14 protein-coding genes are annotated in these 16,980 nt (G+C 57.9%); 10 read left to right on the top strand and 4 right to left on the bottom strand.

Annotated elements, in window-relative coordinates:
- Positions 1-40 precede the first annotated feature (40 nt).
- A complete protein-coding gene (locus ACZ46I_RS06325) occupies positions 41-2,170 on the bottom strand; it encodes a hypothetical protein (protein ID WP_464281808.1) in 2,130 nt (709 codons plus the stop codon).
- Between the two features lie 1,298 nt (positions 2,171-3,468).
- Here ACZ46I_RS06325 and phnD (ACZ46I_RS06330) point away from each other — a divergent pair.
- The 8 genes from phnD (ACZ46I_RS06330) (at position 3,469) to ACZ46I_RS06365 (ending at position 11,844) form a co-directional block, all read left to right on the top strand.
- Positions 3,469-4,434, top strand: a complete 966-nt coding sequence (gene phnD, locus ACZ46I_RS06330; protein ID WP_425481179.1) for a phosphate/phosphite/phosphonate ABC transporter substrate-binding protein — start codon at positions 3,469-3,471, stop codon at positions 4,432-4,434.
- Between the two features lie 30 nt (positions 4,435-4,464).
- Positions 4,465-5,427 carry a phosphate/phosphite/phosphonate ABC transporter substrate-binding protein gene (phnD, locus tag ACZ46I_RS06335; RefSeq protein WP_226507973.1) on the top strand — a complete coding sequence of 321 codons (963 nt, stop codon included), beginning with the start codon at positions 4,465-4,467 and terminating at the stop codon, positions 5,425-5,427.
- A 5-nt stretch (positions 5,428-5,432) separates the two neighbouring features.
- Positions 5,433-6,263 carry a phosphonate ABC transporter ATP-binding protein gene (gene phnC / locus ACZ46I_RS06340; RefSeq protein WP_013506765.1) on the top strand — a complete coding sequence of 277 codons (831 nt, stop codon included), beginning with the start codon at positions 5,433-5,435 and terminating at the stop codon, positions 6,261-6,263.
- A 169-nt stretch (positions 6,264-6,432) separates the two neighbouring features.
- Entirely contained in the window at positions 6,433-7,224 is a 792-nt protein-coding gene (phnE, locus tag ACZ46I_RS06345; protein WP_041726084.1) for a phosphonate ABC transporter, permease protein PhnE, read from the top strand.
- The gene (gene phnE / locus ACZ46I_RS06350) at positions 7,224-8,036 is read left to right on the top strand and encodes a phosphonate ABC transporter, permease protein PhnE (RefSeq protein ID WP_013506763.1); all 813 of its coding nucleotides are present in this window, start codon (positions 7,224-7,226) and stop codon (positions 8,034-8,036) included. The genes phnE (ACZ46I_RS06345) and phnE (ACZ46I_RS06350) overlap by 1 nt, the downstream gene beginning before the upstream one ends.
- A gap of 46 nt (positions 8,037-8,082) precedes the next feature.
- Positions 8,083-9,072 carry an ABC transporter substrate-binding protein gene (locus tag ACZ46I_RS06355; protein ID WP_464281809.1) on the top strand — a complete coding sequence of 330 codons (990 nt, stop codon included), beginning with the start codon at positions 8,083-8,085 and terminating at the stop codon, positions 9,070-9,072.
- A 7-nt stretch (positions 9,073-9,079) separates the two neighbouring features.
- On the top strand, positions 9,080-10,177 hold the full coding sequence (locus tag ACZ46I_RS06360) for an ABC transporter ATP-binding protein (RefSeq protein ID WP_464281810.1): 1,098 nt from the start codon (positions 9,080-9,082) through the stop codon (positions 10,175-10,177).
- Positions 10,177-11,844, top strand: coding sequence for an ABC transporter permease subunit (locus ACZ46I_RS06365; protein ID WP_464281811.1), 1,668 nt, complete (start codon positions 10,177-10,179; stop codon positions 11,842-11,844). Before ACZ46I_RS06360 ends, ACZ46I_RS06365 begins: the two co-directional genes overlap by 1 nt.
- Before the next feature lie 13 nt (positions 11,845-11,857).
- Here ACZ46I_RS06365 and ACZ46I_RS06370 read toward each other — a convergent pair whose 3' ends face one another.
- Together ACZ46I_RS06370 and ACZ46I_RS06375 are read right to left on the bottom strand one after the other, a co-directional pair.
- A complete protein-coding gene (locus ACZ46I_RS06370) occupies positions 11,858-12,952 on the bottom strand; it encodes an AAA family ATPase (RefSeq protein ID WP_464281812.1) in 1,095 nt (364 codons plus the stop codon).
- A 142-nt stretch (positions 12,953-13,094) separates the two neighbouring features.
- A complete protein-coding gene (locus ACZ46I_RS06375; RefSeq protein WP_464281813.1) occupies positions 13,095-13,409 on the bottom strand; it encodes a hypothetical protein in 315 nt (104 codons plus the stop codon).
- Positions 13,410-13,523: 114 nt separating this feature from the next.
- Between ACZ46I_RS06375 and ACZ46I_RS06380 the strand changes: the two genes are divergently transcribed.
- Entirely contained in the window at positions 13,524-14,924 is a 1,401-nt protein-coding gene (locus tag ACZ46I_RS06380; protein ID WP_464280369.1) for an IS4 family transposase, read from the top strand.
- Here the strand turns inward: ACZ46I_RS06380 and ACZ46I_RS06385 are convergent.
- Positions 14,829-15,080: a tautomerase family protein gene (locus ACZ46I_RS06385; protein WP_464281814.1), complete on the bottom strand. Its 252-nt coding sequence runs from the start codon at positions 15,078-15,080 to the stop codon at positions 14,829-14,831. The two genes, ACZ46I_RS06380 and ACZ46I_RS06385, sit on opposite strands and share 96 nt — an antisense overlap.
- 257 nt (positions 15,081-15,337) lie before the next feature.
- On the opposite strand from ACZ46I_RS06385, the gene ACZ46I_RS06390 reads away from it, so the two are divergent.
- Positions 15,338-16,711, top strand: a complete 1,374-nt coding sequence (locus tag ACZ46I_RS06390; protein WP_226507967.1) for a DEAD/DEAH box helicase — start codon at positions 15,338-15,340, stop codon at positions 16,709-16,711.
- Positions 16,712-16,980: the final 269 nt, after the last annotated feature.

Below are 16,980 nucleotides of genomic sequence, written 5' to 3' on the forward strand. Positions count from 1 at the left end.
AGGACATCATGCCAAACTTCTTGCATACGCTTCGCATGTCTCACCACAAACCGGAAAGTCCCAGCACCCGCCAATAGTTCCAGATGGGGCGATAGAACATGTCAAAACGCCCGGTGGCAACCTGCTCCTCTTCGCGCTGCCAGAAATACAGTTCATGGACGGGGTAGAGGTAGCCAAAGTCGTAGGCGGTGAAGCTCTGGCGTCTGCTGGCAATGTCGCTGACGGGGTAACGGTAGGCGACTTCGCGCTGGCGCACGATGGCCAGGGCTTCGCTTCGGATGCGTTCGGCCTGCTCCAGGTGCTGCTGTGCTGAAGGGGTGGGCTGGTGCCACAGGCGCGGCTTTTCACGGCGGGCGATGGTGGCCTGCAGGGTGGCACTGCGGTGCAGGGCGCGCAGGGCGGTGATATGCAGCCCATCCAGCAGCTCCCGCTCCAGGCCATTGCGGGGCTGGTGTGTCGCGATCAGGGCCAGGCTCTGGTGAGCAAAGGCTTCCAGCTGGCGGACGGGGCCATCCAGCACTGCCTGGGCTTCGGTGGCCGAAGCGCGCTTCATGAGGTGGGCGGGCCGCCGTTCGGGGCGGGGCTGAAATATAAAGTCAAAGGGCGGTGGCGCTTCGGCAAAGGGTTCGAAGGCGGGCAGATAGCGCAGCAGTTCGTGATCCTTCAGGAAGTGATTCTGGAGGTCCAGGGAGCGCTCCATCAACCTGGCCAGCTCCCCGTCCGCAGCCAGATGGTGCAGGCGTCCGGCGGGAAGGGGCTGGCGTTCCTGGCCTTCGTGCCACCACTGCCAGCTCCAGTGGGCGATACTCCAGTCAAAGAGCCAGTAGCCCCACTCCCAGCCGGAACTGAAGGTCACGTGGCCGTCAAGGCCCATGTCGGCGGTGAGCAGGATATCCCGCAGGCGACTGTCCAGATAGGGGAGCAGCAACAGGGGCACGGAATTGTCGAAGGCCACCCAGTAGGAGGATTCGGGCCAGTACCAGGTCTGGCGGCGCTGTACTTCGCAACGGGCCCGTTCGCGCATCCAGTGGAAGTCGCGGTTGCCATAGACACCGGGCAGGGGCTCCTGCAGGTCGTAACACATGACGGTATGGATGAGGATGCCGGAGCGGGGGTCCACCGGGTGTTCACAGTGAATGTCGTTGGTGCCGCCGCCGATGCGGTCGCGGGGATGGATGACGTGGGTGGCGTAAAACAGCGGTGTCTGGAATTCGTCCATGGTCATGCGCTCGATGGCCTCCAGCACGCCGGGGAAGAGGCGACGCATATCGGGCAGGTACTCCCCGGTGGTGGGCTCCAGGATCACCGCGTCCCAGGGTATGGCCATGAGCCATTCCAGGTTGCGGCGCGCCTGGGTGCTGTAGCGTTCGGGCCGCAGGAGTTTGACCAGCTGGAAGGCGTGCTGCTGCAGCATGGAGGCGGAAACCATGACCCCCACCCCCATATCCCGCTGGTGGGCGTAGTCCACAATGGCGCGGGCGTGTTCTGGCCAGTGGTGACGATCCACGGTGCGCAGCAGGTAAAACTGAAAGTGGTTCTGCCCGTTGCGGGCCAGCCAGTCGATATATTCCCGCACCATCTGCAGCGACTCGTTGCCAGGCTGGTGAAGTGCCATTTCCAGCTCCGTGGGGTGCTGGGTGTGCAGGTGAAAGCCCCGCACGGCAAAGCGTGGGCGGGCCCGGAGGTCAAAGTGCTCTGGTAGAGGCCACTGCCGGTATGCGGGGAAAACCGTCTGGCGCGGATGGAGAAACTGGATGCCCAGCTTTTCCTGCAGCAGAGCGTAGATGCCGCTGCTCATTTCCCCCGGTTCGCCTGCGCTGATGGTGATGCGCCGAATGTCCTGCCAGGTGCTGCCGCTCACCCGGAAGCCCGGCTCATCCGATGGCGCATACTCCAGGTGAATCTCCACCGCCATGGCTCCCGAAACCCTGTGGGCAGTGTCACAGCCGAAGGTGGTGTCCAGCAGGGAGCGCGCGTCCAGCAGGGTGCGCTGCAAAGCGGTGGTGGGTGGTCTCTCAAGGGCGTGGTGGAAGCTGATGAAGGGACAACCCGCCTGGGAGTGCTCCATGGCGGCGACACTGGAGTTCAGGCACAGTATGATAAAGACAATGGCTCCGCTGGCGATCTGCCTGAGCCGGGCGCGATCTTCCCTTTTTCCCGTTGGTGACATAGAGGGACGCCTCCTCAGTGACGCACAAGTGAGTAACATTTCCCTGCAGGGTAACAGGGGAGCGCCGAAAGATGTCGGGGAAGTGTAAAAGAGGAGTAAATCATCAAATTTCTCTCCCCTCCCTCCGAAACGGCAGGCTGTTGCGCCGACCCTGATGCCATGCTGAAATGGTTCTGTACAGACTGCGTTTCTTGACATTGCCCTCAGCTTGTTTGTGAGTTTCTTTTGCCACTTTTGACTCGCCAAAAGTGGCGCAAAAGCGGCCCCCAGTGCTGTCCTTATCAGCCGCCCGCTTGCCTGGAACTGGGGACCGCAAACAACCGCCCTCCGTGGCTTTTGGTTTGCGGTTGCCGCCCTCGTGGCGTCAACCCTGCGGGTCTACCGTGTTATACAGGCAATTGAAAAGCTCTCAGGTGCAAGGCGCGGGCAAAGCGAGGAGCGAGGCGTACTCCCTGTACGTCGCAGTGACGAGCGATGCCCGGCAACGCAGCAGATGAGGGCTTTTCAGCAGCCTGACAGTCGGCGCGTCCTGGCTGGGCCAGCCCACGGGGGAAAGGCAGATGCAGACCGTCTCCCCCCTGAGCCCGTCCGGTGAGTGCGACGCCTGGCTGGCAAGACCCGAAGGGACACTCACAGGAAGTGAGTGGTCCGGCAGCACTGCAGGGATGCAGGGGTCAGGCAACGCAAAGAGGCCCAGGTGCAAGGCGCGGGCAAAGCGAGAAAGGAGGCGTACTCCCTGTACGTCGCAGTGACGAGCGATGCCCGGCAACGCCGCAGATGGGCATCTTTGAGCAGCCTGCTGCCGGATCTCCTGAACAGGCGAGCAGGCGATCCGGAAAAACGGGCGTTCGGGGGGCGCGTTTTTGAGTCCTTTTTGCGCGGTCAAAAAGGACAATATCCAGAGTCGAAAAGTGGAACACCAGATGAGTCAAGCATGAAAAATCAATACGGTTTCCGCGTGGTAAACATCAGGACAAGAATGTCTTAAATTAAGGCGACAAGGTGCGAAACTTCAATAAATCCTTTTTCCGGAAGTTTTTTTCCTCTCCACCCTGGCGGCACACTCTTTTACGTTTTCCGCACATTCCCTTAATGCTTCCCGCTGCTGGTTTCTGCATAGTCGCTCACTGAGGACGGCAGGGAGTTGCCGATTCCGGAACGTTTCCGACAAAGGGTCAAGCCCTGTCGGGTCCACCTACGCACAACAGCAATCTGCCTTGCGTGGGTATGGATTCATCGGGTGTCGGCCCCGCATTCGGCGCGTATTTTTTCTGCGCAGGTGAACTATGAACCTATTTATGCGAGGCCGCACCATGGTCACACTTTTCCTGATTGTTTTCAGCCTTGTGGGTGGTGCCAGTGCCAAGGACTGCTTCCGTGGTCAGCTCAGTGAACGTTTCTGTGATCGCAATGGCGATATGGTGGCCGATGTGCCCGCTGATTCCAAAGACTGGATCAACCCCTCCACCCTGATCTTCTCCTACACCCCTGTCGAGGACCCTTCCGTCTATGCCCGCGTGTGGGACGGCTTTATCAAGCACATGGAACAGGTGACCGGCAAGCGCGTCCAGTTTTTCCCGGTGCAGTCCTATGCGGCTCAGTATGAAGCCATGCGGGCCGGACGCCTGCACGTGGCTGGTGTCAACACGGGTGGCGTGCCCGTGGCTGTGAACTGCTCCGGCTTTGTTCCCTTCACCATCATGGCCGCCAAGGACGGAAATTACGGTTATCGCATGGCCTTTATCACCCACCGCGACAGTGGCATAGGCACCCTGGATGACCTGCGCGGCAAGACCATGGCCTTTGTTTCCCCCACCTCCAACTCCGGTTTCAAGGCTCCATCGGCCCTGCTGGAAAAGGAGTACGGCATGGTGGCCGACAAGGATTTCAAAACCGCCTATTCGGGCAAGCACGATAACTCCATCCTGGGCGTGGTCAACCGGGACTATGACGCCGCTGCCATCGCCGACGAGATCATGGTGCGCATGGCGGCCCGCGGTGTGATCAACATGGACGACATCCGGGTCATCTACGAGTCAGAGCCTTTCCCCACCACCGGGTACGGTCACGTGTACAACCTGCATCCCGACCTGGCCGCCAAGGTCAGGGAAGCCTTTCTCACCTTCAACTGGGAAGGCACACTCATGCAGCAGGAGTTTGCTCCCTTCCAGCAGGAACGCTTTATCCCCATCACCTACAAAGAGCACTGGTCAGTGGTACGTGCCATTGACGAGGCCATGGGCGTGAAATACGAGTGTCGCTGACGGCCATAAAAAAAGAATGAGGTGCTTCCGATGAAATATGTATTCCGCAGCATGCTGTTCCTGGTGTTTTCTGTTTTAGCAACACTGAGTGCCCTGGCCCAGGACTGTCCACGGGGTCAGCTCAGCGAGCGTTTCTGTGACCGCAATGGCGACCTGGTGGCTGACCTGCCCGACAATCCCCGCGAGTGGGTCAATCCCTCCACCCTGATTTTCGCCTACACCCCCGTTGAGGATCCCTCGGTGTACGCCCGCGTGTGGGATGGCTTTATCAAGCACATGGAGAAGGTGACCGGCAAGCGTGTCCAGTTCTTCCCCGTTCAGTCAAACGCGGCCCAGTATGAAGCCATGCGGGCTGGACGCCTGCACGTGGCTGGTGTCAACACTGGCGGCAACCCAATTGCCGTCAATTGTGCCGGTTTTGTGCCCTTTGCCATCATGTCGGCGAAGGATGGTTCCTACGGGTATGAGATGGAAATTATCACCTATCCCGGCAGTGGTATTGAGCGCATTGAAGACCTGCGCGGCCGCACCCTGGCCTTTACCTCTCCCACCTCCAACTCCGGCTTTAAGGCTCCTTCAGCCCTGCTGGAAGCAGAATTTGGCCTGCAGGCCGATAAGGACTTCAAGACGGCCTTTTCCGGTCGCCACGACAACTCCATCCTGGGCGTAGCTAACCGCGACTACGATGCCGCCGCCATTGCCAACTCCGTTCTGGGGCGCATGCTGGATCGCGGCGCTGTGGATCAGAGCCGCATCAAGACGATCTATCGCTCCCAGACCTTCCCCACCACTGGGTACGGCCACGTGTACAACCTGCACCCCGATCTGGCGGCCAAGGTCAAGGAAGCCTTCTTCACCTTCGACTGGGAAGGCTCCGCTCTGCAGGAAGAATTTGCCAACGAGGGCCAGTTCCTGCCCATCACCTATAAAGAGCACTGGGCCGTGATCCGCACCATAGATCAGGCCATGGGTGTCACCTACGATTGCCGGTAAACGCCATGCTGTACATTGAAGGTCTCGTCAAACGTTATCCCACCGGCGATCTGGCCCTGAAAGGGGTCAAGCTCGCCGTTCCCCGGGGGCAGGTCATGGCCCTGATCGGGCCGTCGGGAGCGGGCAAAAGTACTCTGATCCGCTGCGTGAACCGACTGGTGGAGCCGACCGATGGCCGAATAACCCTGGGGAATGCGGAGCTGACCGCCCTTGGCTCGGCAGCTCTGCGTCAGCAGCGTCGTCGCATGGGTATGATCTTCCAGGAGTACGCCCTGGTGGAGCGCCTGAGTGTAATGGAAAATGTCCTTTCAGGACGCCTTGGCTATGTGGGTTTCTGGCGCAGTTTCCTGCGCCGCTATCCCCAGGCGGATATCGACGCCGCCTTTGGCCTGCTGGAGCGGGTGGGCCTGGACCACTTCGCCGACAAGCGTGCCGACGCCCTCTCCGGGGGGCAGCGGCAGCGGGTAGGCATCGCCCGCGCTCTGATTCAGGATCCCGATATTCTGCTGGTGGACGAGCCCACCGCCAGCCTGGACCCCAAAACCTCGCGCCAGATCATGCGCCTGATCTGTGAACTGTGCAGCGAGAAGGGTCTGGCAGCGGTCATCAATATTCACGACGTGGCCCTGGCCCAGATGTTCGCCGCCCGCATCGTGGGGCTGCGCCAGGGAGAAATTGTCTTTGACGGCTCTCCGGCGGAGCTGACCGCCGATGCCCTGACCCGCATCTACGGTGAAGAGGACTGGAACGCCTCCATCCAGTGTCTGGATGACGAAGAGGATGATCCGGTTCCCAGCAAGGCCAGCTTTCTGCCCCAGCAGAGCCTGGCCTTTTAGCAGCTTGTTGGAATATCTCAGAATAAGCAGGCAATTGAAAAACCTACAGGTGCAAGGCGCCCGCAAAGCAAGGAGTGAAGCGTACTCCCTGTACGTTGCAGCGACGAGCGACAGCGGGCAACGCCGCAGATGGGGTTTTTTCAGCAGCCTGTTAGGGGAACATGAACTGATGAGCAATCGCACCTGGCAACCAAAGCCTTTTATCGCCAATCCCTGGCAGCGCTATGGGCTCTATGGGGGTATTCTCCTCTACCTGCTGCTGGCAACTGCCAGTGTGGATATCAACTGGATACGAGTCTACGAAGGGTTGGAACGCGGACTGGCCTTTGTGGCTTCCTTTGCCCGTCCCGACTTCAGCAGCCGCTGGGGTGACATTGTGGACGGCATGATCGAAAGCCTGACCATGACCTTCACCTCCACGGTGATCGGCGTGGCTCTCTCCGTTCCCATCGCTCTGGGGGCAGCCCGCAATGTGGCTCCCTTGCCCATCTACATCGCCTGTCGTGGCATTATCTCCATCTCGCGTACCTTCCAGGAAATCATCATCGCCATCCTCTTCGTGGCCATGTTCGGCTTCGGCCCCCTGGCGGGTGTCATCACCCTGGCCTTTGCCACCATCGGCTTCATGGCCAAGCTCATGGCCGAGGACATCGAGGATATCGACCGTTCCCAGGTGGAGGCCATTCGCGCCACCGGCGGCAGCTGGCTGCAGATGGTCTGCTACGGCATTGCGCCCCAGGTCATGCCGCGCCTGATTGGCCTGTCGGTCTACCGCCTGGATATCAACTTCCGCGAAGCGGCCGTCATCGGCATCGTGGGTGCCGGTGGCATCGGTGCTACCCTGAACACGGCTTTTGACCGCTACGAGTACGATACCGCCGCCGCCATTCTGCTGATTATCATCGGCATCGTTCTGATGACCGAATACTTTTCCAGCTTCGTGCGCAAGAGGTTGCAGTAATGCCCGTAATTACCACTGCCGATGGCAGAATCTGGAAACACCGTAATCGTCGCCAGCAGCTGACCCAGTGGGCCTGCTGGTTCTTCGGGGTCTTCCTCTTTCTCTGGTGCTGGCAGATCATTTCCGACAAGACCATCTGGTTCTTCGCCCTGGACGCGCCCCAGCAGGGGGCCGACCTGCTCAGTCGCATGATTCCGCCCCGCTGGACCTACATGGAAAGGCTGTGGAAGCCCCTCTGGGATACCATTAATATTGCCACCCTGGGCACTCTGCTGGGCATCGTGGTGGCCGTGCCCACGGCCTTCATGGCGGCCCGCAACACCACTCCCCACACCATGGTGCGCACAGCGGCCCTGATGGTCATCGTGTCCTCGCGCTCCATCAACTCCCTCATCTGGGCCATGCTGCTGGTGACCATCGTCGGCCCCGGGGTGCTGGCAGGCATAATCGCCATCGCCCTGCGCTCCATCGGCTTCATTGGCAAGCTCCTCTACGAAGCCATCGAAGAGATTGACACCAGCCAGGTGGAAGCCATTGCCGCCACTGGCGCCAATGGGATGCAGGTCATGGCCTATGGCATCGTGCCCCAGGTAATGCCCGCCTTTGCCGGTATCTCCGTCTACCGTTGGGATATCAACATCCGCGAATCCACCGTGCTTGGACTGGTGGGAGCTGGCGGCATCGGCCTGCAGCTCATGGCTTCGGTCAACTCCCTGGCCTGGTCCCAGGTTTCCGTGATTTTCATTGCCATCTTCGTCACCGTACTGGCCAGCGAATGGGTTTCGGCCCGCGTACGCCACGCGATTATCTGAGAAACATGTACTGCAATTATAAATATCAGCAGTAAAAGGAGAGCTTATGTTGCGTCAATTATTTGGGGTTCTTGTCCTGGGAGTTTTTCTGGCAGTATCAGCCCAAGCCAGTAACCGTGTTGTGGTCTACTCTGCCCTGGAAAACGAGGAAATTGAAGCGTATATGCGAGCAGCCCGTGCGGCCCTGCCAGATCTGGACATTCAGGTACTGCGTATTTCAACAGGTGCGCTGGCGGCCAGGGTGAAAGCGGAATCCCGTTCGCCCCAGGCCGACCTTATCTGGGGAACGGCGGCAACCGCCCTTGATCCGCTGGCCAAAGAAGGCATTCTGGAGCCCTATCGCCCCCGCGATGCCCGTCGCATTCCGGCACGTTTCAAAAGCGATCAGGATTTCTGGTATGGCATGACCATGTATATTGGTGGTGTCGCGATCAACACCCGTGAATTACATGATCTGAAACTTCCTCTGCCCACATCCTGGAAAGATCTGACCGACCCGCGCTATCGCGGACTTGTGGTTATGCCCAATCCTGCAGAATCGGGGACAGGTTTCGTCCACGTGAACTCCTGGCTCAGCATTTTCGGCGAAAAGGAAGGTTGGGAGTACATGGAGCAGCTGAACAGCAATGTCCGTCAATACACCTCCAGCGGTTCTGCTCCCGCTCGTCTGGCCGGTTCTGGTGAGGCTGTCGTCGGTCTCTCCCTGGTGCTCAGCATCCAGTCTCAGGCCAATCAGGGCTTTCCCGTGCAGCTGATCTTCCCGAAAGAGGGCGTTGGTTATGAACTGGAAGCAAACGCCCTGGTCAAGGGTGGCCCCAATCCGGTAGCAGCCAAGCGATTTCTTGACTGGGCCATCAGTGAGAATGCCATGAAGTCCTATGCCGTCATGAAAGCCGGTGTCACCATGGAAGGCATTGCCACTTCTGAGAAGCTGCCTCAGCTTGGGGATATTCCTCTCATCTCCATGGATTTCAATAAGGTAGGAGAGACCAAGGACGCGGTGGTGCGTGAGTGGACCAGGCGCTTTGCCAGATAAGCACACCATGTCGACACAAAGCAGTCCACCATTTCTCCAGCTTGATGGCGTCAGGCGTGCCTATGGCGCGGTAAACGCCGTCGACAACATCGACCTGCAGGTGGTCCGGGGGGAGCTACTGACTCTCCTCGGACCTTCCGGTTGCGGCAAGACGACTCTGCTGCGCATGATAACCGGTTTTGAGGGGCTCTGCAGTGGGGCCATCCGCCTGGAAGGGCAGAATATCCATCACCAGCCACCCCAGAAGCGACCGTTCGGGATCGTTTTCCAGAATTACGCCCTGTTTCCCCATATGACGGTGCGGGAGAATATTGCTTTCGGACTGCGCTCACGGCGCTGGAGCCGGCAGGCCATCCATCAGCGGGTTGCCGAGATGCTCGAGCTGGCTGACCTGCAGGCTCATGCCTCCAAATACCCATCCCAGCTCTCAGGTGGTCAGCAGCAGCGGGTAGCCCTGGTGCGCGCCCTGGCACCGGGGCCGCGCGTCCTCCTGCTGGATGAACCCCTCTCGGCTTTGGATGCCAGAATACGGGTACATTTGCGCCAGCAGATACGCCAGTGGCAGCGCGCTTTGGGAATCACCATGATCTATGTCACCCACGACCAGGAAGAAGCCATGGAACTCTCCGATCGGGTGGTGGTCATGAATAGAGGGCGTATAGAGCAGTTGGGGCGGCCCATGGATATTTACCGTTTCCCGGCAACACCTTTTGTGGCGGGTTTTGTGGGGCAGATGAATTTTTTCCATGCCACTGTGGAAGAGGAGAAAATCCACTGGAGTGGCTACATGCTGCGCGCTGACAACATTCCAGTAAATAACCGGGAGATCCTGGCGGGGATTCGCCCCTCAGAGATTGAACTGTTGCCACCGGAATATGCCGGATCAATTGAGAACAGGGTGAAAGCCAGCGTCCGGGAGGTGTGCGCCCTGGGGTCGGTGGTGCGCCTTACCGTGGACGCCGGAAACGGCAGCAGCGCCAGTCAGCTGCACGTGGAGATTCCCCAGGCCCAGGCACGGATACTGGCGTTTGGCGAAGGGCAACAAGTTGTCTTGCGGTTGCCGAAGGAAGCCATACGGGTCTATCCCCGGAAAGGCCAGGCGTAATGAGCCATGGTGAATCGCGTTTTGATCGCCTGCTCCTCTATGGCACCGGAGCCTTCTGCCTGGCAGCCATGTGCATCTTTGTTCTGTGGCCGGTGGTAGAAATATTCTGGCGCAGCCTGCAGGGAAGTCAGGGTTCCCTGAGCTTTGAGCACTATCGCAGCTTTTTTCAGGAACCGCGCACCCTGCGAGCGCTGTGGCGCAGTCTGTACGTCTCGGTGATGAGTACGCTGATTGCGGTGACCTTGGCGTTTCTCTACGCCTATGCCCTGAGTCGCACACGGGTGCCCTTGCGTCCCCTCTGGTTCACCATCGCTCTGCTGCCCCTGATTGCCCCGTCGTTTGTCCAGGCCCTGGCCTTTATCTTTCTCTTCGGTCGCAACGGATTTATCACCCGGGAGCTGCTGGGACTTCGCTGGGACGGGATCTTCGGCGCGACGGGAATTATCTGCTCGGAAGTCTTCTACGTTTTCCCCCAGGCTTTTCTGATTCTTTATGCTGCTTTGCGGGCTGGTGATGCCAGCCTGGAAGAGGCTGCCCAGAGTCTGGGACACAGTTCCTGGAGCACTTTCTGGCACGTGACCTTGCCTGGTGCTCGCTACGGCATAGCCGCCGCTGCATTTCTGGTGTTCAGCCTGGTGATCACCGACTTCGGCAACCCCGCAGCCATCGGTGGCGACTACCAGGTGCTGGCGACAGAGATATACCGTCAGTTCATCGGCCTTTCCGACTTCCCCATGGCGTCAGCGGTCAGTATGGTGCTCCTGATTCCCGCTTTGCTGGCTTTTGTCATGGACCGGTACTTTTCCCGGCAGACTTTTGGCAGCATCAGTGGCAGGGCACGACCCTACAGTGGCCGCCTGCGCTGGTCCTCCCAGGCGCTCTTCACTTCATTTGTAATTGCTATCAGTGCCGCTATCGTACTTATTTATGGTACTCTGGTTGCCGCCTCACTGGTGCACGCCTGGGGCTATGAATATCGCTTTTCCCTGCAGCACTATCAGTTCCCCACGGTGGGTGGCCTCAGCCCGATCTGGACCAGCCTGAAAGTGGCTGTGATCAGCGCCCTGACGGGAGCGACCATTACTTTCCTGGTAGCTTTTCTGATTGTGCGGGGGATTTTCGCCCGCCTGCTGAGTTTCGCCATTTTTCTGCCCGCCGCCATACCCGGACTGGTTCTGGGAATCGGATACATTTTCGCCTTTAATACGGCTCCTCTGCAGCTGACGGGTACAGCGAGTATCCTGGTGGTTGCCAATATGGTGCACTTTCTGACCTTTGCGGTTCTGGTACACCTTGCCAACCTGCGTCAACTGGACGCCTCGGTGAGCGAAGCCGCGCGAAGTCTGGGGGCGGGAGTAACCCGCACCATCGCCTGGGTCATTTTTCCCCTGAACTGGCAGAGTTTTCTGGCCGCCATCAGCTATCTGTTTATTCAGAGTATGGTGACCATCAGTGCCGTTATTTTTCTGGTATCGCCACACGTGCGTCTGGCCAGCGTCTCCATCCTGCAGCTGCTCAATGAAGGACGCACCCAGAGCGCTGCTGCCATGAGTGTACTGCTGGTAGTAGTCATTTTGACCGTGCTGGGTATGCTGCAGGTACTGAATTGGCTTGGCAGGCGGATGATGAGACAAAAAACCAGCAGTCCGAAATATTGTGTTGCCTGAGTTTGTTTCCTGGCTATACAGGTGAGAGCCTTTCCACCCAGAGCTCCAGGGTGCGATCGGGCAGAAAGTAGCGGTCACCGTCACGGTCGAGTATTTCTCTGCCCAGCAGTGCGTCTATGGCAGATTGCAGGGTTTGCTTCTTGATGTGGTGTTCCTGCAGGATTGAGGCGTTATAGACAGCCCGCTTCTGTTTTCCGACAATCTTGAGGGCCGTTTTCTGATTCTGGCTGAGGGTGTCGAAGAGCATGCGGTAGCTGGCGTCTTTGGAAGCAATAATCTCATCCAGGGCCCGGTCAATACTCTCAGGTGTGACAGGGTGTTCCCTTTCCAGGTAGAGCAGGTGGAGAATATTCTGTAACAGTTTGGTTTCACCGTCGGCCAGGGTATACACGTGTTCGATCTGTGCCCGCTCGATGTTCAGATGCCGGGTTGCGTAGGCTTCAATCTCGTCCAGGCAGAGCGGGGGGAGCTCAACGTGGGTGGCCATTTCGTAGAGTGGAGCGCTGTACTCAAAGAGTGAAGTCAGGAGGTGGCGCTTGGAGCCAAGGAATATCCAGGTAATGTTATGGTGCTGCTGTATGTGAGAGCGCAGCAGTGCATCGAGCCGGACGTCGCCTATGGTGGCGATCTGCTGGAATTCGTCAATGGCTACGGCGATACGCTGTTGTTGGGCAATGGTTTCAATGCCCGCCATAAAGTCGGCCAGCATTTCCTCGAAGCTGAGCGTCGCGACAACAGGCCGAATGGTGTACTCCAGCGTGTGGGGATCTATGGCTGGTTCAACCCGCACTCGCTTCAGGAGTGATGTCAACTTTTTGATGGTGGATTTGAGATCGCCTTTGTGGGCAGATGCCAGGGCATCAAGCAGTGCCTGGGCAAAGCCTTCTTTGGAGGTTATGTGAAAAATGTCCGCGTAGAGGCACAGAGTGTCATTTGCCTGTTGCGCAAGCGCATGGCGAATCAACGCGCTTTTGCCCATGCGGCGCTTGGAGTGAATCAGAAGGTTGGTGCTGTGGTGGATTGCCTGGTTGATGCGGGAGAGCTCACGGGAGCGTCCGTAAAACTCTTCGACGCGTGGCAGGCGATCGTGGGCAAAGGGCGACTGCATGGCGATCTCCAGTGGTATGTTTTAAAGATACCGAAAGTATGTGCGCTGGTTGTTGTGCTGTCAATACCTTTGGTATTTTAAATGAGATACCGGATGTATACGGGTGCCACTGGTGCATCGTGCAGCTTTTGCTTCATCCATTTCACTGAGCAGTCTTCCCCACAGCCTCCATGCGCTGGCGATCGGCAGCGGGCAGACTGGCTGACCACTGGGCCTCCTGGCCCGGTTCTGGCAGGATGTGTCCGAATTCGGCCATCTGGGCAGCGGGTAAATCCACCAGATAGACCCACAGGGCACTGGCGGGAGCAGCAGCGGCGGGGCTGCATACCAGCAGAATCTTTTCAATCAGTTTGCGTTTGTCTTCCTCGCTTCTGCCAGCGCGGATCTGTCCGTGGATGAAGATCTGGTCGTGGGCCAGGGGGGCGCCGCCCACAAAGTAATTACTGAAGTTTCGCATCCTTTGATTCTAGCGCAAGGTCTTTAAAAGCTAGCATTTAACTAGCGATGACCCCCGCAATTTGGTATACTTGAGTTAACACAAAACGAGTATCCAAGCCACAGGAGGTCATCAATGGCAAAAGTTACCCTGAGTGATGAAAAACTGCAAGCGCGTCTTCTTGAACAGTTCGAAGTATTACGGGTTTTGCGCATGCTGGACTTTCAGCGTTTGGCCAGGAAGTGTGGCATGAACAAGCAGCAGGGCGAAGATGGGGTGAAGGTCTTTGTCTCCCTGTTTATGGCAGTATTTACCTCCAGCACGATAGCCAGGTTTGTGCGTAAAGCACAGGGCTCCGTATTCAGCCTGAAGAAGGACACTGCCTACCGCTATGCACAGCGCCAGTGCATTCACTGGCGCAAACTGCTTTTGTGTGTTGCCATGCGCGCTGTTGGCATCCTGGGTAAATACTATCCGGATAGTGGACGCTACCTGACTATTGACGACTCCCAGCTGGAAAAGACCGGCAAGCGTATTGAGTACCTGAGCTGGATATTCGACAAGAGCAAGAAGCGCTCAACCATGGGTTTCGAAATACCGTGCCTGAGCTACACCGATGGAACTTCCACTATCCCCATGGACTTTGCCATCAAGTCTTCAGCGAACCGGGTCAGTGAGCATTTGGAACCTGCTGATCTTGATGGGCGCTCGTATGCAGCAAGACGTCGCATGGAAGTGGGAATGAAGAAAACCGACCTGGTGCTGGAAATGCTGAGAAGAGCCCGGAACCAGGGAGTTGAGGCCGATGCGGTACTCTTTGACAGCTGGTATTGCTATCCCAAACTGGTGGGCAAGATTTACCACGAGATCGGCTACAACGTCTGCGCTCAGCTCAAAGCGACAAGGACGATCATGGTGACCTGCCAAGGGAAACCTTACGCAACACAGCAGCTTTGGAATACGGTTGTTCCCAGCCTGCGCGCAAAAGTCATCACCGTGCGCAATGTGGAGGTGGAAGTTCGCTCCATAAGAGCAGACTTCGGCAATACTCCGGTAAAGCTGGTGTTCTGCCGTCCTGTAGACAAGCGCAGCCACTACAAGCCTATTATCCTGCTGAGCACCCTGACCCACCACAGCGAGCAGGAAGTTATAGATACCTATGCCAATCGCTGGTCCATAGAAACGCTTTTTAAGGAGCTCAAGCACACCTGGGACTTTGGCAAAAGCCAGTGCCGCAACTTTGAGTCAAATATCTGCTTTTTAACCATCAGCATGATCAGGAGCATCGTGTTCACCATCATGCAGCGACAAGAAGAAGACTATCGCTACAAAGGAACCCTATTCGAGAAAACCGAGTGCGAGCTGCAAACACTCAGTGTGCTTTTTAATCTCGATCAGTACATTGAGTTCGTCTATGAGCTCTGCGGCGAGATATTGAAGTCAAGCACTGCTGTCTTTGTAGAACAAATCGCTGCATTCCAGCAGAGAATCAAAGACTGCGTCGTCAGCATGCTCTTTCAAGGGTGCGAAACTTGAGTAATTACCGGGCTGCACCTCCACGAAAATAACCTGGGCGAAGTAGGTGGGAGCTCCGGTGATGTCGTGGTGGGCACGGGTGATGGCGGTGGCGAGGTTCTGTTTCTGCTCGGCATTGAGGCGGCCGCTGGGTGCGGTGACGGTATAGGTTGGCATGTCTGGCTCCTTATCGTGCGGGTCGCTGGGTGGATAAGCAGGTTGCGAAAAAAGAAGTATACGAAGAATCTGCGCGGAAATGAAGTGTTCTGCAGCCTTTCATTTGCATTACCTGGTCAAGTGTGGTACAAGCTCTGCATTCCTGCCGCATTTCGGTCTGCGACCTGATCCTTTCGTGTTCAACGAATGTAATTTACCGATTTTTGCCTAGACCGACCCTCTTCTGGGTAGGCGTATAATCAGAAAGACTCTTCCATATGTTATTTTCCGATCTTGGCCTTTCGGCCCCGATTCTGCGTGCCGTTGCCGCTGAAGGCTACACGCAGCCAACTCCTGTCCAACAACAGGCTATTCCCGCCATTCTGCAAGGCAGAGACATTCAGGCGGGTGCCCAGACCGGCACTGGCAAAACTGCCGGCTTCACCCTGCCCATGCTGGAAATTCTGGAGCGCCAGGAAATTCGTGGCCGTCGCCATGTGCGCGCCCTCATCCTGACGCCCACCCGCGAACTGGCAGCCCAGGTAGAGGAAAGTGTACGCACCTATGGCAAGCACCTCTCCCTGAAATCCGCCGTGATCTTCGGTGGGGTTGCCATGGGTCCCCAGCTCGCCAATCTGCGCCGTGGCGTGGACATTGTGGTTGCCACTCCCGGACGCTTGCTGGACCACGTTCAGCAAAAGAGTATTGACCTGTCCAAAGTGGAATTCCTCGTACTCGATGAGGCCGATCGCATGCTGGACATGGGCTTTATCCACGACATCCGCAAGGTTTTGGCCCTGCTGCCCAAAGAGCGCCAGAACCTGCTCTTCTCTGCCACCTTCTCCCGCGAAATCACCGAGCTGGCCAGCAGCTTCATGAAGGATCCGGTGCAGGTGGAAGTGGCCCGTCGCAACACGGCTGCTGAAACCGTCGACCAGGTGGTTCACCTGGTCGACCGCGAGCGCAAGCGTGAGCTGCTTTCCAAGCTTATCAGCGAGGGAAAATGGCAGCAGGTGCTGGTCTTCACCCGCACCAAGCATGGCGCCAACCGCCTGGCCCAGCAGCTGGAAAAAGACGGCATTCACTCCGCTGCCATCCACGGCAACAAGAGCCAGAGTGCTCGCACCAAGGCGCTGGCCGACTTCAAAAAAGGTCAGGTCAGGGTACTGGTGGCCACCGATATTGCCGCCCGTGGACTGGATATTGACGAGTTGCCCCACGTGGTCAACTTTGAACTGCCAAATGTGCCCGAAGACTACGTGCACCGCATCGGCCGCACCGGCCGCGCTGGCAACTGCGGCAAAGCCTGCTCCCTGGTGTGCGTTGATGAAAAACAGCTGCTGAAAGGAATTGAAGGCCTGCTGAAGCGTGACATTCCCCAGGAGCATATCAAGGGTTTTGAACCCGACCCCTCTATCCCGGCTGAGCCCATCCAGAATGGTCGCAATAACCGTCAGGGGCAGGGACGGGCACGCAGTGGAGCGCAGCCCGCGAAAAGCGCCCGCGCGTTCCCCTCAACCTCCACAGGCGCTCGTCCGAAAAGCGCGGGCAGCCGACCCGCCCGTCAGGGAGCCTCTGCCGGCAAGCAGGTCAAATTCCAGGGTGCTTCCCGTGATGGCAAGCCCAGGGTATTTGATTTTCGTTCCCAGTAAACTGGAAGGTTACATAACCAAAACCCCCTCCTGCATCGCAGGAGGGGGTTTTTCTTTAGCAGGCTACCCCTGCGGTGTTACCCACTGCCCTCCATCTGCAACGAGCACTTGTGAGCATCGCCGCAGATGGGGCTTTTCAGCAGCTTGACAGCCTCCGGCGTCCTGGCTGGTCCAGCCCATGGGGAGAGGCAGAAACAAGCCGTTCCCCCCCTGAGCCCGTCCGGTGAGTGCGACGCCTGGCTGGCAAGGCCCGAAGGGGCACTCACAGG

This window comes from Desulfurispirillum alkaliphilum, from assembly GCF_055378285.1.

Excerpts from the sequence above, each read along its gene's own strand:
- ACZ46I_RS06325 (WP_464281808.1), bottom strand. The coding sequence starts at position 2,170 with ATGTCACCAACGGGAAAAAGGGAAGATCGCGCCCGGCTCAGGCAGATC.
- phnD (WP_425481179.1), top strand. The coding sequence starts at position 3,469 with ATGCGAGGCCGCACCATGGTCACACTTTTCCTGATTGTTTTCAGCCTT.
- phnD (WP_226507973.1), top strand. The coding sequence starts at position 4,465 with ATGAAATATGTATTCCGCAGCATGCTGTTCCTGGTGTTTTCTGTTTTA.
- phnC (WP_013506765.1), top strand. The coding sequence starts at position 5,433 with ATGCTGTACATTGAAGGTCTCGTCAAACGTTATCCCACCGGCGATCTG.
- phnE (WP_041726084.1), top strand. The coding sequence starts at position 6,433 with ATGAGCAATCGCACCTGGCAACCAAAGCCTTTTATCGCCAATCCCTGG.
- phnE (WP_013506763.1), top strand. The coding sequence starts at position 7,224 with ATGCCCGTAATTACCACTGCCGATGGCAGAATCTGGAAACACCGTAAT.
- ACZ46I_RS06355 (WP_464281809.1), top strand. The coding sequence starts at position 8,083 with ATGTTGCGTCAATTATTTGGGGTTCTTGTCCTGGGAGTTTTTCTGGCA.
- ACZ46I_RS06360 (WP_464281810.1), top strand. The coding sequence starts at position 9,080 with ATGTCGACACAAAGCAGTCCACCATTTCTCCAGCTTGATGGCGTCAGG.
- ACZ46I_RS06365 (WP_464281811.1), top strand. The coding sequence starts at position 10,177 with ATGAGCCATGGTGAATCGCGTTTTGATCGCCTGCTCCTCTATGGCACC.
- ACZ46I_RS06370 (WP_464281812.1), bottom strand. The coding sequence starts at position 12,952 with ATGCAGTCGCCCTTTGCCCACGATCGCCTGCCACGCGTCGAAGAGTTT.
- ACZ46I_RS06375 (WP_464281813.1), bottom strand. The coding sequence starts at position 13,409 with ATGCGAAACTTCAGTAATTACTTTGTGGGCGGCGCCCCCCTGGCCCAC.
- ACZ46I_RS06380 (WP_464280369.1), top strand. The coding sequence starts at position 13,524 with ATGGCAAAAGTTACCCTGAGTGATGAAAAACTGCAAGCGCGTCTTCTT.
- ACZ46I_RS06385 (WP_464281814.1), bottom strand. The coding sequence starts at position 15,080 with ATGCCAACCTATACCGTCACCGCACCCAGCGGCCGCCTCAATGCCGAG.
- ACZ46I_RS06390 (WP_226507967.1), top strand. The coding sequence starts at position 15,338 with ATGTTATTTTCCGATCTTGGCCTTTCGGCCCCGATTCTGCGTGCCGTT.